General features: G+C 70.2%; 15 protein-coding genes and 1 pseudogene. 3 read left to right on the top strand and 13 right to left on the bottom strand.

Annotated features, from left to right (window positions below; genetic code table 11):
• Position 1: 1 nt before the first annotated feature.
• The 11 genes from yjfF to ABZ406_RS06540 all read right to left on the bottom strand — a co-directional run bounded on the left by yjfF (position 2) and on the right by ABZ406_RS06540 (position 12,539).
• Entirely contained in the window at positions 2-991 is a 990-nt protein-coding gene (yjfF, locus tag ABZ406_RS06590) for a galactofuranose ABC transporter, permease protein YjfF (protein ID WP_357756371.1), read from the bottom strand.
• Positions 988-2,058, bottom strand: a complete 1,071-nt coding sequence (locus ABZ406_RS06585; RefSeq protein WP_357756369.1) for an ABC transporter permease — start codon at positions 2,056-2,058, stop codon at positions 988-990. Before ABZ406_RS06585 ends, yjfF begins: the two co-directional genes overlap by 4 nt.
• Positions 2,055-3,596: a sugar ABC transporter ATP-binding protein gene (locus ABZ406_RS06580; RefSeq protein ID WP_357756367.1), complete on the bottom strand. Its 1,542-nt coding sequence runs from the start codon at positions 3,594-3,596 to the stop codon at positions 2,055-2,057. Before ABZ406_RS06580 ends, ABZ406_RS06585 begins: the two co-directional genes overlap by 4 nt.
• Positions 3,597-3,784: 188 nt before the next feature.
• Positions 3,785-4,780, bottom strand: a complete 996-nt coding sequence (locus tag ABZ406_RS06575) for an ABC transporter substrate-binding protein (RefSeq protein ID WP_357757246.1) — start codon at positions 4,778-4,780, stop codon at positions 3,785-3,787.
• A gap of 137 nt (positions 4,781-4,917) precedes the next feature.
• Positions 4,918-5,610, bottom strand: a complete 693-nt coding sequence (locus tag ABZ406_RS06570) for an L-ribulose-5-phosphate 4-epimerase (RefSeq protein ID WP_357756365.1) — start codon at positions 5,608-5,610, stop codon at positions 4,918-4,920.
• Positions 5,607-7,289, bottom strand: a complete 1,683-nt coding sequence (gene araB / locus ABZ406_RS06565; RefSeq protein ID WP_357756363.1) for a ribulokinase — start codon at positions 7,287-7,289, stop codon at positions 5,607-5,609. The genes ABZ406_RS06570 and araB overlap by 4 nt, the downstream gene beginning before the upstream one ends.
• Positions 7,290-8,048: 759 nt before the next feature.
• Positions 8,049-8,837: an ABC transporter permease gene (locus ABZ406_RS06560; RefSeq protein ID WP_357756361.1), complete on the bottom strand. Its 789-nt coding sequence runs from the start codon at positions 8,835-8,837 to the stop codon at positions 8,049-8,051.
• Positions 8,834-9,811, bottom strand: a complete 978-nt coding sequence (locus ABZ406_RS06555; protein WP_357756359.1) for an ATP-binding cassette domain-containing protein — start codon at positions 9,809-9,811, stop codon at positions 8,834-8,836. Before ABZ406_RS06555 ends, ABZ406_RS06560 begins: the two co-directional genes overlap by 4 nt.
• Positions 9,812-9,861: 50 nt before the next feature.
• Complete coding sequence (locus ABZ406_RS06550; protein ID WP_357756356.1) at positions 9,862-10,704, bottom strand: DUF4097 family beta strand repeat-containing protein; 843 nt, start codon at positions 10,702-10,704, stop codon at positions 9,862-9,864.
• Between the two features lie 70 nt (positions 10,705-10,774).
• Entirely contained in the window at positions 10,775-11,299 is a 525-nt protein-coding gene (locus ABZ406_RS06545) for a hypothetical protein (RefSeq protein WP_357756354.1), read from the bottom strand.
• 91 nt (positions 11,300-11,390) lie between these two features.
• A complete protein-coding gene (locus ABZ406_RS06540; protein WP_357756352.1) occupies positions 11,391-12,539 on the bottom strand; it encodes an FUSC family protein in 1,149 nt (382 codons plus the stop codon).
• Between the two features lie 363 nt (positions 12,540-12,902).
• On the opposite strand from ABZ406_RS06540, the gene ABZ406_RS06535 reads away from it, so the two are divergent.
• Positions 12,903-15,092 carry a hypothetical protein gene (locus ABZ406_RS06535; RefSeq protein ID WP_357756350.1) on the top strand — a complete coding sequence of 730 codons (2,190 nt, stop codon included), beginning with the start codon at positions 12,903-12,905 and terminating at the stop codon, positions 15,090-15,092.
• Positions 15,093-15,103: 11 nt separating this feature from the next.
• Here ABZ406_RS06535 and ABZ406_RS06530 read toward each other — a convergent pair whose 3' ends face one another.
• Complete coding sequence (locus ABZ406_RS06530; RefSeq protein ID WP_357756348.1) at positions 15,104-15,847, bottom strand: SDR family oxidoreductase; 744 nt, start codon at positions 15,845-15,847, stop codon at positions 15,104-15,106.
• A gap of 118 nt (positions 15,848-15,965) precedes the next feature.
• Between ABZ406_RS06530 and ABZ406_RS06525 the strand changes: the two genes are divergently transcribed.
• Both ABZ406_RS06525 and ABZ406_RS06520 read left to right on the top strand, forming a co-directional pair.
• Entirely contained in the window at positions 15,966-16,616 is a 651-nt protein-coding gene (locus ABZ406_RS06525; RefSeq protein WP_357756346.1) for a methyltransferase domain-containing protein, read from the top strand.
• Positions 16,617-16,763: 147 nt separating this feature from the next.
• Positions 16,764-17,519 (top strand): annotated as a pseudogene (locus ABZ406_RS06520) (ice-binding family protein); the annotation flags it as partial.
• 55 nt (positions 17,520-17,574) lie between these two features.
• Here ABZ406_RS06520 and ABZ406_RS06515 read toward each other — a convergent pair.
• Positions 17,575-17,943, bottom strand: coding sequence for a hypothetical protein (locus ABZ406_RS06515; RefSeq protein WP_357757307.1), 369 nt, complete (start codon positions 17,941-17,943; stop codon positions 17,575-17,577).
• Between the last annotated feature and the right edge of the window lie 301 nt (positions 17,944-18,244).

Below are 18,244 nucleotides of genomic sequence, written 5' to 3'. Positions count from 1 at the left end.
GTCACTTGTAACGGATTCCGATGAGGCGCTGGAGGAGGATGAACGCGAAGAGCAGACCGCCAATCACGATCTTGGTCCACCAGGAGTTGAGGCTCCCGTCGAAGGTGATGAGGGTCTGGATCACGCCGAGGACCAGCACGCCGAGCACCGTGCCGAAAACGTAACCCGCGCCGCCGGTGAGCACCGTGCCACCGATGACGACAGCGGCGATGACGTCCAACTCCATCCCCACGGCGATCAGCGGCGCGCCGGAGAGAGTGTAGAAGGACAGCAGAATGCCGCCGATGGCCGAGCACAGACCGCTGATCGTGTAGACGGCGATCCGGGTCCGTGCCACCGGCAGGCCCATCAGCAGGGCCGACTGCGGGTTGCCGCCGATGGCGTACACGTTGCGTCCCAGCCGGGTGTAGGCAAGCGTGTACGCGGCGATGACGACGACCACGAAGGCGATCAGCACGCTGATCGACACGAAGTTGCCCTGCGGGTTGCCGATCCGCTCCTGCGACATCGAGGTCCAGAACCCGTCGGTGATCGGGATCGACGCGCCGGAGATGAACGTGCACATGCCCCGGGCGAAGAACATCCCGGCGAGCGTGACGATGAACGGCTGGATCTCGAAGAAGTGGATGACGCAGCCCATCAGCAGGCCGAGCGTCGGGCCGATGAGCAGGGCGATGACCAGCACCAGAGCCGCCGGCATGCCGTCCTTCAACAGCGCAGCCGACACCATGGCCGTCATGGCGACCACCGAACCGACCGACAGGTCGATGCCGCCGGTGAGGATCACGAAGGTCATGCCCACCGCGACGACGAGCAGGAAGCCGTTGTCGATGAAGACGTTGAAGATGACCTGGACGTTGGAGAACGCCGTGTACTGCGAGACGCCGATGGCGTACATCACCAGCAGCAGGGCGAGCGTCGCCAGGACGGGTATCTGCTTCCGCGGCAGCCGGAACCGGGTACGACCGGCGGTAAGCGTTCCAGTGGTCATGCCGGCACCTGCTCCTTCGGCTTGTCGGCGATGGTGGCGGGCGGCGGGACGTTGCGCCTCCGTCGGCTGAACCGGGCCCGGAAGGCCGGTGCCTGGATGAGGCAGACGGCGATGACGACGACCGCCTTGAACAGCAGCGAGGTCTGCGGTGAGATGTCCATGGCGTACACGGTGGTGGTCAGGGTCTGGATGATCAGCGCGCCGATGATCGTGCCGCTGAGGAAGAACCGGCCACCCGCCAGTGACGTACCGCCGATGACGACAGCGAGGATCGCGTCCAGCTCGACCCAGAGGCCCGCGGCGTTGCCGTCGGCGCTGGAGACGTTTGCCGTCATCATGAAACCGGCTACCGCGGCACACGCGGCGCTGATCACGTAGGCGAGGAAGATGACCCGGCCGGACCGGATGCCGGCGAGCCGGCTGGCAGTGGCGTTGCCGCCCACCGACTCGATGATCATGCCGAGTGCGGTGCGACGGGTGAACGCCGCCACCAGCAGGGCCGCGGCGAGGGCGATGAAGATGGCCAGCGGCAGGGTCAACGCGTGGCCCAGGCCGATCGCCCGGTACGGCTCGGAGTTGATGGTGATGATCTGACCCTCGGTGATCAGCTGGGCGAGACCCCGGCCGGCGACCATCAGGATCAGGGTGGCGATGATCGGTTGGATCCCGATCACGGCCACCAGCACCCCGTTCCAGGCGCCGAGCACGAGCGCGACCCCCATCGCCATCGCGATGGCGGTCACCACCACGCCCAGGCTGTTCTGGTCGGGCTGCTTGCTGATGTACATGCAGGCGATCGCGCCGCTGATCGCACAGAGCGAGCCGACCGACAGGTCGATGCCGCCGGTCGAGATGACCAGGGTCATGCCCAGGGCGACGAGGATCAGCGGCGCGCTCAGCCGCAGGATGTCGATGGGCGTGCCGTACAGGTGCCCGTCCTTCAGCTCGACGGACAGGAACCCGGGCCGGTAGATCGTGTTCGCGGCGAGCATGACGAACAGCACGGCGGCGGGCCAGAACAGCCGGTGCCCGGCGATCGTCCGATAGCGGCTCGTGGTGTCGTTCATCGGTCTACCTCCTCCCGGTGGGATCCGCTGGCGATGGTCTGCATGATGCGGTCGGCGTCCAGGCTCTCGTCGTTGGCGAGCTGCGCGACCATCTGCCGGTCCCGCATCACCGCCACCTTGTGGCTGAGGCGCAGCACCTCCTCCAGCTCGGCGGAGATGAACAGCACCGCCATGCCGCCGTCGGACAGCTGCGTCACGAGCTTCTGGATCTCGGTCTTCGCCCCGATGTCGATGCCCCGGGTCGGCTCGTCGAGGATCAACAGTCGGGGCTCGGTGATCAGCCACCGGGCCAGCAGCACCTTCTGCTGGTTGCCGCCGGAGAGGTTGCGGACCGGCACCTCCGGGTCGGCGGGCCGGATGTTGAGCGCCTTGACGTACTTGTCGACCAGCTCGTCCTGGCGGCGACGGGGAACGGGACGCAGCCAGCCACGGGCCGCCTGCATGGCGAGGATCATGTTCTCGCGGACCGACAGGTCCGCGACGATCCCCTCGGCCCGTCGATTCTCCGAACAGAAGCCCACACCGTGGTCGATGGCCTGCGCGGGGGTACGCAGGCTGCTCGCGGTGCCGTCGATGGCCACCTGACCGCCGTCGGTCCGGTCGGCCCCGAACAACAACCGCGCGACCTCGGTACGCCCCGAGCCCAGCAGACCGGCCAGGCCCACCACCTCGCCGGCGTGGATGGTGAGGCTGAACGGCTCGACCGCGCCGGACCGACCGAAGTCCGACACCGCCACCAGGGGGGTGCCCTCCTCCAGCACGGCCAGGTCCCGTCGGGAGTGCTCCTCGATGCCCTCCAGGACGTCGAGTTCCTTGCCGATCATCTTTTCGACCAGGGAAAGCTGGGGCAGCTCGGCGGTCTGGTACTCGCCGACGAGCCCGCCGTTGCGGAGCACCGTGATCCGGTCCGCGATCTCGTAGACCTGGTCGAGGAAGTGGGTCACGAACAGGATGGCGATGCCCTCGTCGCGCAGTTGCCGCATGATGCGGAACAGTTGCGCCACCTCGCTGGCGTCGAGGCTCGACGTCGGCTCGTCCAGGATCAGCACCCGGGCCTTGATGTCGATGGCGCGGGCGATGGCCACCATCTGCTGGATCGCCAGGGAGTATGAGCCGAGTGGCGCGCTGACGTCGAGGTCGAGGTCGAGGCGGGCCAGCAGGGCGCGGGCGCGGCGGCGAACCTCACCCCAGCGGACGGCGCCGAGGAGCCGGGGCTCCCGGCCGATGAAGATGTTCTCCGCCACCGAGAGGTTGGTGCAGAGATTGACTTCCTGGTAGACGGTGCTCACCCCGGCGGCGTTCGCCTGCATCGGCCCCGTGAAGGACGCGGGCTCGCCGTCGAGGGTGATGGTGCCCTCGTCGGTGTCGTAGACACCGGTCAGCACCTTGATCAGGGTCGACTTGCCGGCGCCGTTCTCGCCCATCAGGGCGTGCACCTCGCCGGGAAAGAGCTGGAAGTTGACATCGTGGAGTGCGCGCACCCCGGGGAAGGACTTGCTGATCCCGGTCATCGTCAGGACCGGACGGCTATCCGTCATCCCATCAGACCTCTTCTGGGTCGTCGACACGGAAGGGCCGCCACGCTCCCGCCACGCCCGCCCGTCGTCCCTGGGGGGTCGCTCGGGCGGGCATGGTACGAGAGTCGTCGCGGGCCAAGCCCGGTCCGTTTCGGGTAGGAAAGCGACGCGGCGGGGCCGCCACGCGAGCGCGGCGACCCCGTCGTCGATCAGTACTTACGGTTGGGCAGAGCTTCCTTCGCCTGCGCGGACGTGAAGGTGGTCTCCTGCGTCTCGATCCGGGCAGGCACCTCCTGGCCGTCCTTGACCTTCTTGGCGAGGTCCATCAGCTGTGGGCCGAGCAGCGGGCTGCACTCCGCGATGAAGTTGAACTTCCCGTCGGCGAGAGCCTGCATGCCGTCCTTGACAGCGTCGATCGTGATGATGGTGATGTCCTTGCCGGGCACCTTGCCCGCCGCGGTGATCGCCTCCAGAGCACCCAGGCCCATGTCGTCGTTGTGCGCGAACAACACGTCGATCTGCTTGTTGGCCTTGAGGAACTGCTCCATGACCTGCTTGCCGCCGGCCCGGGTGAAGTCACCCGTCTGGGACGCGATGACCTTCAGGTTCGGGTTGGCGGCGATCGCCTCGGCGAAGCCCTTCTTACGGTCGTTCGCCGGTGCCGCGCCGGTGCTGCCCTGCAACTCGACGATGTTCACCGGCCCCGAGGCGGTCTTCTTCTGCTCGACGAGCCAATCACCGGCGAGCTTGCCCTCCTTGACGAAGTCCGAGCCGAGGAAGGTCTTGTACAGCGACTTGTCGGCCGAGTCGACCGAGCGGTCGGTCAGGATGACCGGGATGCCGGCGTCCTTGGCCTCCTTGAGCACGGTGTCCCACCCGGACTCGACGACCGGCGAGAAGGCGATCACGTCGACCTTCTGCTGGATGTAGTTGCGGATCGCCTTGATCTGGTTTTCCTGCTTCTGCTGCGCGTCGTCGAACTTCAGCTCGATCCCGGCCGCCGTGGCGGCCTCCTTGATCGAGATGGTGTTCGCGGTACGCCATCCGCTCTCCGCACCGACCTGGGAGAAGCCCATCGTGATCTTGCCGTCGTCCTTGGTGCCGCCGCCGCCCGTGTCGCTGTTGCCGCAGGCCGCCACGCCGCCGACCAGCAGCACGCTGGCGAGGACCGCGACAGCGCGCCACGGCGCGGACTGCGTTCGCATCTTTCCCATCGAATCTCCTTGGCTGGATGTGGTGGGTAACCGCGCCAACCGCCGAGGTGCGAAAGAGCGGCGTACGCGGGTGGTGCGTGCTGGTGCGCGTGGTGCAGACCGACGGGTCCCGGGTGATCGGTGCAGGGTCAGGAACCCGCTGGTGCGACTGGTTGTTGGCCGTAGACGTTCTGGTAGCGGTCGTAGAGCGAGTCGATGTCGGCCTGGGCCATCGGGACCGGTTGCCCGAGGGTGTGGGCCAGGTGCGCGGTGCGGGCCACGTCCTCGCACATGACCGCCGCCTTGACCGCCGCGCGGGCGTCACGGCCGATGGTGAACACACCGTGGTTGCGCATAAGCACCGCTGGCGAGCGGTGCCCGGCGAGCGTGGCGACGATGCCCTTGCCGATGTCGTCACCACCGATCAGCGCGAACGGCCCGATCGGGATCTCCCCGCCGAACTCGTCGGCCTGCGCCGTCAGGTGGCAGGGGATCGACTCCCCACACGCGGCCCAGGCGGTCGCGTACGAGCTGTGCGTGTGCACGACCCCGCCCACCTCGGGCATGGCCCGGTAGACGTAGGCGTGGGCGGCGGTGTCGCTGGACGGGGCGAAGTCGCCCTCGACGAGCACGCCGTCGAGGTCGCACACCACCATCGTGGCTGCCGTGAGGTCGTCGTAGCTCACCCCACTCGGCTTGATCACCATCAGGTCCTGGCCGGGAACCCGCGCGGAGACGTTGCCGGACGTCCAGGCGACCAGGTTGTACCGGGTCAGCTCGGCGTGCAGGCGGGCGACGGTCTCGCGCAGATCGCCGATCTGTCGGGTCACCTCGGCGTTCACGCCACCACCTCCAGCGGGGCCTCGTGCGGGGTCTCGGCGCTCTCGACCGCCGCGTTGCGGATCGCCCGCAGGCGGAGCATGACGTCGTTGCCGCCCCGACCGAAGTGGTCGTGCAGCGCCCGGTACTCCGCGTAGAGGGCGTCGTAGGCGCGGGCCCGCTCGGGGTCCGGACGGTAGACGGCCTCGTGCACCCGACCCATCGCCTGCGACGCCTCGTGGATCGAGGGGAACTCACCGGCGGCGACGGCGGCGTGGATCGCCGAGCCCAGCGCCGGACCCTGCGCCGAGGCGATGATATTCAGCGGTCGCCTGGTCACGTCGGCGTAGATCTGCATCAGCAGCGCGTTGTTGGTCAGACCACCGGCGATCACCAGGTCGTTCACCGGAACTCCGGCGTCGACGAACGCCTCGATGATCATCCGGGTGCCGTACGCGGTGGACTCCAGCAGCGCGCGGTAGATGTCCTGCGGCCGGGTGGCAAGTGTCATGCCGACGATCAGCCCGCTGAGGTCGTGGTTGACCAGCAGGGAACGGTTGCCGTTCCACCAGTCCAGAGCGATCAGGCCGTGTGCGCCGACGGGCTGACTCGCGGCCAGCTCGGTGAGACGTTCGTGCGAGTCGATGCCGGCCGGGGCGGCGTGGTCGACGAACCAGCCGAAGATGTCACCGACGCCGCTCTGCCCGGCCTCGTAACCCCACGCGCCGGGGCTGATGCCGCCATCCACGACACCGCACATGCCGGCCACCTCGGCGACCTCCGCGCCGTTGACGACGTGGCAGGTCGACGTGCCCATGATGGCGACCAGCCGACCGGGCTCCACCGCCTGCGCGGACGCCGCGGTGACGTGCGCGTCGACGTTGCCGACGGCGACCGCGATCCCCTCCCGCAGACCGGTCCAGGCGGCGGCCTGGGCGGTGAGCGCGCCGGCCCGGGCACCGAGGGGCAGCAACGGGCCGTCGAGCTTGGCCACGAAGTCGCCGAAGTCGGGGTTGAGCGCGGTCAGGAAGCCCTCGGACGGATAGTGACCGTCCTGCAGGATGCCCTTGTATCCGGCCGTACAGACGTTGCGGGTCTCGGTGCCGCAGAGCTGCCAGACGATCCAGTCGGCCGCCTCGATGAAGCGCTCGGCCCGGTCGTAGACCTCCGGGTCCTCCTCCAGGATCTGCAGGCCCTTGGCGTACTGCCACTCGGCGGAGATCTTGCCGCCGTACCGGCCGATCCACGGCTCGGCCCGCTCGTGGGCCAGCGCGTTGATCCGGTCGGCGTGCGGCTGCGCGGCGTGGTGCTTCCACAGCTTGACCCAGGCGTGCGGTCGGTCGCGCAGCTCGGGCGTCTCGCACAGCGGGGTGCCGTCGGCGAGCGTCGGCAGCACGGTGCAGGCGGTGAAGTCGATGCCGATACCGACCACCGCCGCCGGGTCCACCCCTGCGGCGGACAGGGCCGCCGGGACGGCGTACCGCAGCACGTCGCGGTAGTCCTGCGGGTTCTGCAGGGCCCAGTCCGGGGGCAGCGATCGGCCTCCCGGAAGAGCCGTGCTGATCACGCCATCGCCGTACTCGTGCACCGCGGTCCCCAACTCGGCACCATCGCCGACACGGACCACCAGAGCTCGCCCGGACAGGGTGCCATAGTCGACACCGACGACGTATCGGTCGTCAGCTCCGTCCACACGGTTCATGTTCACCTCCACCGTTAACGGGGATAGTGTTAACGCTCACATCCAGGCTCGTCAAGACATCTACCCGCAACAGCTCCGTAACGGAACGCCGAAGGCGGACCGACTCGGGAGGGTAGATAGCGGACTGGTCGAAACCAGGCGATTTCGGCCGCAACCGCGGCAGCCATCCGACGAAATCGTCCATCCTGCCGCACGGGTGTCGCCCGGAGACCCGTCGAGAGGTGCGGCGGCAGGTCCAGCCCGCCGGGCACCGCGGGACGGCCGTCCGAAAGCGGCCACTTCCCACTGGTTGGCGATGGCAGCGATAACATCGCCTAGCCGTCCCGCCCGCGTACCCGGATGTGCGCCGCAGCCATCGATGACCATGCGGGCTCACCACTGAGCGCTCGGGAGGGCGGGCCCGCGCGGCGCGCAGTCGGCGGATGAGCCCGTGTTATCGATAACATTCAACGTCTTGAGGCGCTCCGCCGTTTAGGTCTGCCCCGTGGTCCGGACGGCGCTGGTGGGCAAGGTCCACTCGCGTTCCCTGAAGTCGTGGAGTCCGTAGCGGTGCGACCGGCCGGCTTCAGGGAATCGAAGTCGATCATGCGATCACCGCCGACCCGCGACCAGATCATGCGATCAACCGTCGGCTTGCCGCCCGATCGCGCGTTCGCGCCGCCGGTCCCGAGGTCGTCCCACGCCACGAGCCGGCAGCCCGACCCCCTCGGGGCCGAGCTGCCGGCTCTTCGTCGCGACGGCGGGACCGCGCCGGTCGGATCAGGCCGTCCGGTTGCGGTTGTACAGGGTCTTGGCCCAGAGGAAGCAGCCCACGGTGATGACGGCACACCAGCCGACCGCGATGATCCCGTTGGCGCCGATCCCGGTGCCCAGCAGCAGGCCACGGAGGGTCTCCATGACCGGCGTGAAGGGCTGGTAGTCGGCGAACAACCGCACTGCGGTCGGCATCGAGTCGGTCGGGACGAACCCGCTGCCGAGGAACGGCAGGAGGATCAGTGGCATGGGAAGGTTGCTTGCCGTCTCGACGCTGTCACTGACCAGACCGAGGGCGACGGACAGCCAGGTGAGCGCGAAGGTGACCATGGCGAGGACGCCGACCGCAGCGAGCCACTCGACGGGGCTGGCCGTGGGCCGGAACCCGACCAGCAGCGCCACGACGGTGACGGCCGCGAGGCTGAGCATGGTCTGCACCAGGCTGCCCAGTACGTGACCCGTCAGGACCGACGGTCGGAAGATCGACATCGTACGGAACCGGGCGATGATCCCCTCGGTCATGTCCATCGCGACCGAGATGGCGGTGCCCTGCGCCGCACTGACCACCGTGATGAGCAGGATGCCGGGGGTGACGTAGTTGGCGTACTGGGAGCGGTCGCCGGACGGGCCGAGGCCGGCGCCGAGCGTGCCTCCGAAGACGTAGACGAAGAGCAGCAGGATGATGATCGGGATGCCGATGAGCAGGAACGTCATCGACGGGTACCGCCGCATGTGCAGGAGGTTGCGCCGCAGCATGGTGCTCGAGTCGCGGACGGCGAGGGAGAGGGTGCTCATCGCGCGGGAGCCCTTTCGTGGTCGGAACGGCTGGCCCGGGGGTCGGGCTGACCGGTGAGGGTGAGGAAGACGTCGTCCAGGTCGGGGGTGTGCACGGAGAGCCCCGCCACGCTGATCGAGGCGCTGTCGAGCTGGTCGAGCAGGGATCGCAGCGAACCGACCCCGCCGTCGTTCGGCACCTGGAGGGTGAGCGCCGCGTCGTCCCGGGTGCCGGCCTCGAACGTCCGGGCGGCCACGTCGAGCCCTTCCTGGTCGGCGAACTGCAACACGACGTGGCCGCCCGGGATGAGCCGCTTGAGTTCGCGCGGGGTGCCCTCGGCGATCAGGCGCCCGTGGTCCAGGAAGGCCACCCGGTCGGCGAGCTGGTCGGCCTCCTCCAGGTACTGCGTGGTGAGCAGGATGGTGACGCCCTCGGCGGCGAGCGCACGGATGATGTGCCACATGGCCCGGCGGCTGCGCGGGTCGAGGCCGGTGGTCGGCTCGTCGAGGAAGATGACGCGGGGCCCGCCGACCAGGGTCATCGCGAGGTCGAGCCGCCGGCGCATCCCGCCGGAGTACGTCGAGACGGGCTTGCCCGCCGCCTCGGTCAGGTCGAACTGTTCGAGCAGGTCGACGATCCGCCGCCGACCGGCGGCCCTGTCCAGGTGGCACAGATCGGCCATCAGGGTCAGGTTCTCCCGGCCGGTGAGCAGGTTGTCCACTGCGGAGAACTGGCCGGTGACACCGATGAGCGCGCGTACCGCGTCGGGTTCCCGGGTCAGGTCGTTGCCGAAGACGCGGGCGTTTCCGCCGTCGGCGTCGATCAGGGTGGAGAGGATCTGCACGGTGGTGGTCTTGCCGGCGCCGTTGGGCCCGAGCAACGCGAAGATCGTGCCCTCGGTGATCGTCAGGTCGATGCCGTCCAGCACGACAGTGTCGCCGTAGGACTTTCGCAGGTCGGTGGCGATGATCGCGGGGTTCGTGGAGCTGGTCATGGTCTCCTCATCGGTGGTCGGCGCGGTGATCGGTCAGGCGGGGCGGTGGATCAGGCGCGGCGGATCATGACGTCGCCGTACGAGGTGTTGGCCCGGACCTCGACCGTCTCGTCGGTCTGCGCGGGGCTGTCGGTCGACTCCAGCGCGTTGTGGACGCGGCCGTGCTTGGAACTGACGTCGAGCCAGGCGGCGGTGCCGCGACGGATGCCCACCTCGATCGCGCCGTAGGAGGTCTGCAGGTCGATCGCGCCGCGAATGACCTCACCCAGCCGCAGGTTGCCGTAGGCGGTGCGCGCCGTCACCGAGGCCAGCGACGCGTCCACTGTGATGTCGCCGTAGGCGGTGTTGATCCGGACGTCGCCACCGCTGCGTCCGATCCAGCAGTCGCCGGACGAGTTCTTGATCTCGGCGGTGCCGTCGACAGCGCCGATGCGCACCTTGCCGGACGATGCCTTTACCCGGGCGGGGCCCAGGACGCGCTCGACAGCGACCTCGCCGTGGCTGCTGTCGATCTCCAACGGCCCGGTCTCGTCGAGTCGGATGCCACTTCCGGTCTTGATCCGACACTCGCCGAGCCGCCCCTCGCAGCGGAACGCCGCCCACGCCGCCTCGGCGTGCACCCGTGACCCGGTCGGCACCTCGATCAGAACGTCGACCGACGGCCCGGAGCCGAACCCGTAGCGGCGCCAACTCTTCGGCACCCGGATCACCAACTGCCCGGCGGAGAACTCGACAGTGGTCTGTTCCGCGGCACCCACGTCGGCCTTGCTCGACGCGTCGCGAGGCCGGACCGTCACCACAGTGTCGGGGCGGTCGCTCGCGGCGATCCAGGCATCGCCGATCGGCATCTCGATCTGGACGGAAATCGGTTCTGGCGTCTCGAAAACAGGCATGGTGGTCTCCCCAAACGTGGTCGGCGAAGGTCGCCGCTGGTCAGCGGCGTGGTGGAGGGGGTACGGGAAGTTAGCGGGCCCAGCCGGTGAAGTGCTGGCCGGAGCGCGGCTCCGGCCGGCGGGGCGTACGACGCTCCGTGTCGCCCGCCCCGATGGCACCGGCGACGGCGCGCACCAGCCAGGCGTTCACCGACAGCCCGGCGCGGCCGGCGGCGTCCTCGACGCTTGCCTTCAGGTGGTCGGGGAGCCGCAGGTTGATCCGCGAGGTGCCGCCCTCGTCACCGTCGGGCGCGGACACCGGCGCCGACAGCGGTGGCGGGCCGCTGGGCTCGCTCGCCGCCTCGACCGGCGGGCTGGCCGGTGCCACCACGAAGTCGGGCTCACGCCCGCGCAGTCGCACGTGCACCGACCCCGGTGCGAGGTCACGGGTGATCTCGTCGGCCGCGTCGGACAACGCTTCGAGCAGTGTGAGGCGGGTGGCCGCCTCCAACTGGGCGAAGAGTCGTTCGGCAAGTGCCCGGGCTTCCGGGTCCACGCCCTCGGCGGCCAGGGCGAACTCGGTACGCAGGTTCTCGACGTATGACCTCAGCTCCATGGCACCATCATGGCACCACTTTGGCTCAGACTGCAACAGGCATGGCTCACGAAGATGCCATTCTCTGGCTCCGCTGGCGGTGCGCGCGCTCTCAGACGTCTCCGAAAACCCTGCGGACCAGGTGATTCGCGTCCTCCTGACGCAGCCCGGAGGCGACCAGCAGGTCGCTGACCGTCGTCCGGACCTGTGCCACCACCACGGCACCGGAGAAACCCACCCCGTCCCGATAGGCGTGCCCGGCCGTCCGAACCGCCCGCAGCGCCTGCTCCCGCGCCCGATTCGGCTCGGCACCGGCGGCGAACTGTCGCTTCAGCAGGCGTACGGCGTCGGCAAGCTCGGCCACCGCCGTCGGCAACGACTCCGGCACCGGCTCGCCGTCCTCGACGAGCGTCACCGACCGTCGGATCAGGGTGCCGCTGTTGCGCATCGCCCGCTCGACCGGCTCCGCCGCCTCCGCGTAGCGACCCACCGGCCCGTGCCGTTGGCGCCAGTAGACAGGTGACAGGGTGCTGGCCTCCCGGGCCCCCTGGGTCGCCTCGACGAACGCCTTCAACCGGCCCGCGCTCTGCCGCAGCTCACTCCGGGCGGCACGGGCCAGAGCGGCGTCCCGCGCGCTCAGCGCCTCGGCGGTGGCGTCCAACTGGGTGGCGAGGAGATCGAACGCTGGCCGGGCGGCCCGGTTGAGCACCCGCAACGGGTTCAGCGGCAGCAACACGGCGGTGACCAGCAGCGCCACCCCTCCCCCGACGAGGGCGTCCACGAACCGGGGGATCTCCAGATCACGCACGGCCGGGCTGAGCGTGGCGATGAGCACCGCCGTCGCCCCGGCCTGGACCACCACCGCCGCGCTGCCCGCCAGGAAGAGCGCGACGACGATCGCCAGCACCACGATCAGGGCGAGCTGCCACCACCCGGTGCCGATCACCAGGAGCAGCAGGTCACCGATCAGCACCCCGACGGTGACCCCGATGATCAGCTCGACGGTGCGGCGCAACCGCTGGCCGACGGACGCCGCGAGCGTCGAGACGGCGGAGATCGGCGCGAAGACCGGCTGCGACACGTGCAGCAGCGAGTGCGCCACGAACCAGGACAGCCCGGCGGCCAGGCCGGCCTGGAGGGCGAGGCCGCCGACCGTGCGTACCCGACGGGCCCGTTCACGCAACGCGGCCACCACACGGCCCCAGAGCCGGACGACGGTCGACGGGCCCGCGTCCGCTCCGCGCCGACCGGCAGCGACCATGGCGGCACGTACCCGGCCACGGCCGGATCACTCCTCCCCGGCCCGGGCCGGCCACCCCTCAGCGCGAGGCCAGGGTCTTCTCGGCGTACGCCCAGAGCCGGTCGGCGGCGGCCGGGTCCAGCGAAGGCGAGTTGGCACGACGTACCCGGACCGACGGTGACCGCCGAGCCGGCCCGGCCCGGGCGGCAGCTCCCCGGCCTGCCGCGATTGAGGTCGTCCGGTTCGGGTAGACCCGGCTCGGCCGCCGGCGGCCCCCGGCGTGCGACGTCGGGGCTTGGTCGCGCGGTCAGGGCTGCCACACGCCTCGGGAGGACGTCGGATGGATCAGCGCGGTTGAACGGGCCGGACGACTCCGCTGACGTCGTGGAGCTACGCGTGCACGGAGTCTCCGGCGCGAGTGCCGCACAGGTTCTGGACCTGGGACAGACCGGGCAGGTCGCCGGGGACCGCAGTGGCGGGTTCTACCGCCCACGCCTCCGGTGCTCGGACGCCCCCGGAGTGCACGGGGTGACGCTTGAGGCGTACCGCTGGGGTGACCTGCCCTCCGGGACCGTGGCCCGCACCCTGGCGGTGGTCTTCCTGCTCCCCCTCATGCTGGTGAACGTCGCGATCTGGATGCGGCCAGCGAACCCCGGGTCCGAGGCGGCGGTCAAGTCCCTGTGCCGGGTGCTGGCGCTCACACTCACCGTGCTCTACGTGCTGGCCATCGCCGGTGTGGCACTGGATCTCGTCGGTTGGAAGTGCCTGGCCTCACCTGACTGCCTGACCGGACGGAGCTGGCTGTCCTGGTTGGGTGGGCGGCCGGTCGGACAGCGACTGGCCGTGCTGGCGCTGGTCCCGGTCGCCGGGATCGGCCTGATCTGGCGAATCAGCTGCCGTCCAGGGCGAAACTTCGAGGCGTTTCGGGCACCCGACCGGGCCGGCTCCACCACCCGGCTCGGCACGATCGGCAAGTGGGACGCCGAGCCGCTGGTGGGCCGATTACGCGCCATCCATGTCGCCGCGGCCTTCGCGACGCTGGACCTCGTCCTGCTCCTGGCCCGAGTCACCAGCGACGCCTCGGTGGCCAGCGTCGCGTTGACGGCGATCACAGGGGTGATCCTGGCCTGCTGCGTGGGGCTGCTCTGCACACCGCCGCTCATCGACCGGGCCCCCGGCGACCAGCGGCTGGACCGGGTCACCCGCACCCTCCGGACCACCGCCATCATCCTGACCGTGATCGTCGTGGCGGAGGTGCCGACGAGCGCGCAGCCGTGGCCGGAGGAGCACGGGCTCCCCGGTTACGAGCCGACCCTGGCCGGCCTCTTCGTGGCGCAGACGACGCTGTTGGCCGCCCTGGGCGTGGTGCTGCTCTGGCGGCGCGGCGGGCCCGACGCCGCCCCGCTGTTCGGGTTGGGCGCCCTCGTCGTCAGCGCCACCGGGATCAGCATCGCGGTGGCGTACTCCGCCGAACTGGTCTACCGGGTGGCGGACTTTCTGGATCGCGACGTGCCGACCGGTGCGGGCATCGCCGACGGTCCACCCCGCGCCTACACCTGGGCAATCTTCGGCTTCTTCCGCGCGGTGCTGGTCACCGCGACAGTCGCCGGCCTCGTCGTCCTGTTCTCCCGCCGGGGTCGACGCCGGGCCGCGGCGGCGATCGTCGCGAGCGACTTCCCGAACCCGCCCGCCGGGGCAGGGGTCCGGCTGCGGCAGGTCCGCGACGCGATAGCCCGGGCCCGGTTCACCGAGAAGCTGGTGCCGCTGGCAGTGCTCTACGCCTGCTTCGCCGGGCTCGCCACCGCCACCACCACCCTCGGCCTGCTGGGGCAGGTCCCGGGCGACGTCGTCGAACGGAACATCGGATTGCCGGCGGACGCGATCACGTTCGCCATCGCCTTCGGCAGCTGGGTGATCGCGGCGATCATCCTCGGCCTGATCATCGGTGGAATCTTCGCGTACCGGACCGAGTCGTACCGCAGGTACATCGGTGTCCTCTCGGACCTCGGCACCTTCTGGCCCCGGGCCGCCCATCCGTTCGCGCCGCCCTGCTACTCCGAGCGGGCGGTGCCGGAACTGGCCCGCCGGATCACCTACCTCGTCGAGCGCGGCAACGCGGTGCTGCTCACCGGGCACAGCCACGGCTCGGTGCTGCTCGCCGCCACGGTGCTGCAACTGCCGCCGCAGGTCGGCGACCGGGTTGCCCTGCTCACCCACGGATCACCGTTGCGCCGCCTGTACGCCCGACTGTTCCCCGCCTACGTCGATGACGCGGCACTGCACGAGATCGGCAGGCGGGTGGGCTGGCGTTGGGTCAACCTGTGGCGCGACACCGACCCCATCGGTGGCTGGATCTTCTCCCCGCACGCCGCACCCACGCCGGCCGACCCCGCCGCCGCCGTGGATCGCCGCCAGCGTGATCCCCAAGATGTCGTGACGCCCCCGGGGGACAGCGTCGCCCCACCCATCCACGGGCACTGGCCGCACGAGTCCGACGAGCCGTTCACCACTGTCGTACGGGAGTTGGTGCAGCGCCTCGACGGGCGGGCCGACCCGCCCGGGACGCCGAGGTAGCTGGTCGCGCACTAGCCCCGGGTACGCCACTCGTCCAGGCCGGTGCCGGCGATGCGGGCGCCGTCGGCGGGGACGAGCGAGCGTTCGCCCAGCCTGGCACCGAAGTACCGGGCGTCGGGGTCGGCCACCACCGAACGACTGTCCTGCTTGTCGGCGAGAAGGGTTCGGCCCAGCTCGTCGAGGCGGAACTGCCCCGGGCCGGCGACCTCGACAACCGAGTTCGTCGGCGCGCCGAGCGCGACCTCGGCCACCGCGGCAGCGACGTCGTCCGCTGCCATCGGCTGGATGAGCACCGGCGCGAGGTGCACCGTGTCGCCCTCAGTGGCGGTGTCGATGATGCCCTGGAGGAACTCGAAGAACTGGGTGGCGTGCACCACCGAGTACGGGAGTCCGGACGCGACGACGAGCTTCTCCTGGGCCACCTTCGCGCGCATGTACCCGCTGTCCGGGATCCGGTCGCACCCCACGATGGAGAGCGCCACGTAGTGGTTTACCGCGGCGTCCGACGCGGCGGCGAGGAGCGTCCGGGTGGACGTCTCGAAGAACTCCAGCACGGCGGCGTCCTCGAACGACGGCGAGTTCGACACGTCGACGACGACCTCGGCGCCGGTGAGCGCGTCGGCCACTCCCTCACCGCTGAGTGTGTTCACGCCTGTCTTCGGCGATGCCGGCACCGCCTCGTGGCCCTGGGCGCCGAGGCGGTCGACGAGCTTGGAACCGATGAGGCCACTGCCCCCGATGACGACGATCTTCATGGTCGAACCACTCCTGCCTGCGCTGGGTTGGGTTGTGCCACCCCCCAGTAGGACGGAAAGCGTGCGCGGATGCAGGACAATCGGCGCAGACCAGTTCGTCGGAGATCAGGAGGTCGACGTGGCCACGGTGTCCCACCCTGTCTTCGCCCGGGTGTACGAGCGGCTGAGCGTCGCCATGGACCGCGCCGGGACGGCGGTGTTCCGACGAGACCTGGTCGCCGGGCTGTCGGGCCGGGTGATCGAGATCGGCGCGGGCAACGGGCGGATGTTCTCCCACTACCCACCGGGGGTGACCGAGGTCCTCGCCGTCGAACCGGAACGTCGTCTGCGTGCCGCCGCCGAGCGCGCCGCGACCGATGCGCCGGTTCCGGTCACCGTCGTCGACGGTCTGGCCCAGGCGCTGCCCGCCGCTGACGGCGAGTTCGACGCGGCGGTGGTCGCGTTGGTGTTGTGCACGGTGCCCGACCAGTCGATCGCGTTGGCCGAGATCAGCCGGGTGCTGCGCCCCGGAGGCGAGGTGCGTTTCTTCGAGCACGTGGCCGCCGACGAGGCCACCGGTCTGCACCGCACCCAACGCCTCCTCGACGCCACGCTCTGGCCGAGGCTGTTCGCCGGCTGCCACACCGGCCGCGACACGGTCACCGCCATCGCGGCGGCCGGCTTCGAGGTGGCAGAGCTGCGCCGGTTCCGTTTCCCGGCCACCAGCAACAGCCCCTCCTCCCCCTGCGTCCTCGGCCGCGCGACCCGGCCGCTCCCGACTGGCCGCTAGCTGGGCCGAGATCCGCTCGGTGGCGCTTGCCGCGTGCCCGCCCGCTATTCACGGGAGCGGCGCACACGAATGCGAAGGTCAATCCAGTTCGGATAGACAATCTCTACTATTGTCCGTATTTAACCCCATTTGAACACCCGCCGTGATGTGGTGGTCAACGCACATATCGATCGCCAAACAGGCCGTACCACGCAGGACGCCGCTCGCTGGGCGTCTCCTGCGAGTACCCACGGAGGGTGTTCTGTGACAGCAAAACCCACACATTGGCTACGACGACGGGTCGTCCTGCCGACGCTCGCGGCTGGAGCAGCCGCCACGGTGGCCGCCAGCCTGCTGCTCTTCAGCTCGACCGCCGCCAACGCTGCGGACGCACCTGTCAACCTGGGGACTGCGGCTGACTTCTCCGTCCTGGCCGGAGCGGAGCCCACCAACACCGGCCCCAGCTTCCTGGCCCAGAGTCTCGGACGGTTCCCCGGAAACACCGCGACCGGCTTCGGAACGGCAACGATCGGCGGCGAGGTGCACCTCGGCGACGCGGTCGCACTCCAGGCCCAGAGCGACCTGACCACCGCCTTCAACGACGCCGCCGGCCGGACCCCGTTCACCAACCTTCCGGCGGAACTCGGCGGCAACACGCTCAACGCCGGGGTCTATCGGATCGGCGCGGCCCAGCTGACCGGGGCGTTGACGCTCAACGGCCAGGGCGACCCGGCGGCGGTGTTCATCTTCCAGGTCGACTCGTCGCTGACGACGGCGTCGAACAGCAGCGTGGTCCTGACCAACGGGGCTTCGGCCTGCAACGTGTTCTGGAAGATCGGCAGCTCGGCGACGATCGGCACGGGCACCACCTTCGTGGGCACCATCATGGCTCAGGCCGCGATCACGATGGCCACGGGCGCGACCCTCCAGGGCCGCGCGCTGGCGCGCACCGCCGCCGTCACTCTTGACACCAACGTCATTACCGCTCCGATCTGCGCCGGACCAACCGGCCCGCCCGGACCGTCCGGCCCGCCCGGACCCAGTGGCCCGCCCGGCAGCCCCGGCGCACCAGGCAGCCCCGGCGCACCAGGCAGCCCCGGAGCACCAGGCAGCCCCGGAGCACCAGGCAGCCCCGGAGCACCAGGCAGCCCCGGAGCACCAGGCAGTCCCGGAGCACCAGGCAGTCCCGGAGCACCAGGCAGTCCCGGAGCACCAGGCAGTCCTGGCGCGCCCGGCGCGCCAGGTAGCCCGGGAGCGCCCGGCAGCCCCGGAGCACCAGGCAGCCCCGGAGCACCAGGTAGTCCGGGCGCGCCCGGAGCACCTGGCGCGCCAGGTAGCCCCGGCGCACCTGGTCCGTCCGGACCCCCCGGTCGACCTGGTGGCGGCGGCAAGCACCCCATCCTGCCGGTGACCGGCGGCGGTGCGGTTCCGGCCATGACGGGCATCGGAAGTGCGCTTGTCGTACTGGGCGCTGTCGCGTTCTTCCTTGCCCGGCGTCGGCGCCTGGAATCCTGATCGGCGGCCCGGCCGGCATGATCCCGGCCGGGCCATGTGACGTCGTGGGGGGCGCGCCCCCCCCGGCGGGGGCGGAGGCGCCGCGCCGAAAAGGGGGGGAGAGGGGGGCCGAGATTGGAAGGTGGAGAGGGGAT

Source organism: Micromonospora sp. NPDC005710 (assembly GCF_040630995.1).
In the GTDB taxonomy this organism is placed as follows: domain Bacteria; phylum Actinomycetota; class Actinomycetes; order Mycobacteriales; family Micromonosporaceae; genus Micromonospora.
This window is presented reverse-complemented; position numbering and strand designations above follow the sequence as displayed.

Bases quoted from the DNA above. Each gene is read 5' to 3' on its own strand.
- ABZ406_RS06530 (WP_357756348.1), bottom strand. From the start codon at position 15,847: ATGAAGATCGTCGTCATCGGGGGCAGTGGCCTCATCGGTTCCAAGCTC.
- ABZ406_RS06555 (WP_357756359.1), bottom strand. From the start codon at position 9,811: ATGACCAGCTCCACGAACCCCGCGATCATCGCCACCGACCTGCGAAAG.
- yjfF (WP_357756371.1), bottom strand. From the start codon at position 991: ATGACCACTGGAACGCTTACCGCCGGTCGTACCCGGTTCCGGCTGCCG.
- ABZ406_RS06540 (WP_357756352.1), bottom strand. From the start codon at position 12,539: ATGGTCGCTGCCGGTCGGCGCGGAGCGGACGCGGGCCCGTCGACCGTC.
- ABZ406_RS06545 (WP_357756354.1), bottom strand. From the start codon at position 11,299: ATGGAGCTGAGGTCATACGTCGAGAACCTGCGTACCGAGTTCGCCCTG.
- ABZ406_RS06575 (WP_357757246.1), bottom strand. From the start codon at position 4,780: ATGCGAACGCAGTCCGCGCCGTGGCGCGCTGTCGCGGTCCTCGCCAGC.
- ABZ406_RS06560 (WP_357756361.1), bottom strand. From the start codon at position 8,837: ATGAGCACCCTCTCCCTCGCCGTCCGCGACTCGAGCACCATGCTGCGG.
- ABZ406_RS06580 (WP_357756367.1), bottom strand. From the start codon at position 3,596: ATGACGGATAGCCGTCCGGTCCTGACGATGACCGGGATCAGCAAGTCC.
- araB (WP_357756363.1), bottom strand. From the start codon at position 7,289: ATGAACCGTGTGGACGGAGCTGACGACCGATACGTCGTCGGTGTCGAC.
- ABZ406_RS06585 (WP_357756369.1), bottom strand. From the start codon at position 2,058: ATGAACGACACCACGAGCCGCTATCGGACGATCGCCGGGCACCGGCTG.
- ABZ406_RS06550 (WP_357756356.1), bottom strand. From the start codon at position 10,704: ATGCCTGTTTTCGAGACGCCAGAACCGATTTCCGTCCAGATCGAGATG.